The sequence below is a fragment of the Paenibacillus sp. LK1 genome, assembly GCF_002750415.1.
Lineage (GTDB): Bacteria > Bacillota > Bacilli > Paenibacillales > Paenibacillaceae > Paenibacillus > Paenibacillus taichungensis.
This window is the reverse complement of record NZ_PEII01000047.1, coordinates 1-359: the sequence shown is the minus strand read 5'-3', so window position 1 is coordinate 359 and position 359 is coordinate 1. Positions and strand designations below refer to the sequence as shown.

The window sequence follows — 359 nt, the reverse complement described above, 5'->3', positions numbered from 1 at the left end:
TCCCTTTTTTAAGCTAATAAATATAGCTATGACCCGTAGGGGATTCGAACCCCTGTTACCTCCGTGAAAGGGAGGTGTCTTAACCCCTTGACCAACGGGCCCCATTTCCAAAGCTCTCAACCGGGATCGAACCGGTGACCTCATCCTTACCATGGATGCACTCTACCTACTGAGCTATGAGAGCAAATGGCTCCCCGAACAGGGCTCGAACCTGTGACAACTCGATTAACAGTCGAGTGCTCTACCAACTGAGCTATCAGGGAATAATATGCATTTGCAGGGCAAATGCAATTCATCATACAACGTTAACATGCAGAGCCTGTTTTCTATGTAGGATGAAAGAGTTCGCTTGGCGGCGT

At 48.2% G+C, this 359-nt stretch carries 3 tRNA genes; all 3 read right to left on the bottom strand.

Features of this window, described 5'->3' with window-relative positions:
• Positions 1–29 precede the first annotated feature (29 nt).
• The 3 genes from CS562_RS32490 to CS562_RS32480 all read right to left on the bottom strand — a co-directional run bounded on the left by CS562_RS32490 (position 30) and on the right by CS562_RS32480 (position 263).
• Positions 30–101, bottom strand: a tRNA-Glu gene (locus CS562_RS32490).
• A 10-nt stretch (positions 102–111) separates the two neighbouring features.
• A tRNA-Thr gene (locus CS562_RS32485) sits at positions 112–184 on the bottom strand.
• Between the two features lie 3 nt (positions 185–187).
• Positions 188–263, bottom strand: a tRNA-Asn gene (locus CS562_RS32480).
• Positions 264–359: the final 96 nt, after the last annotated feature.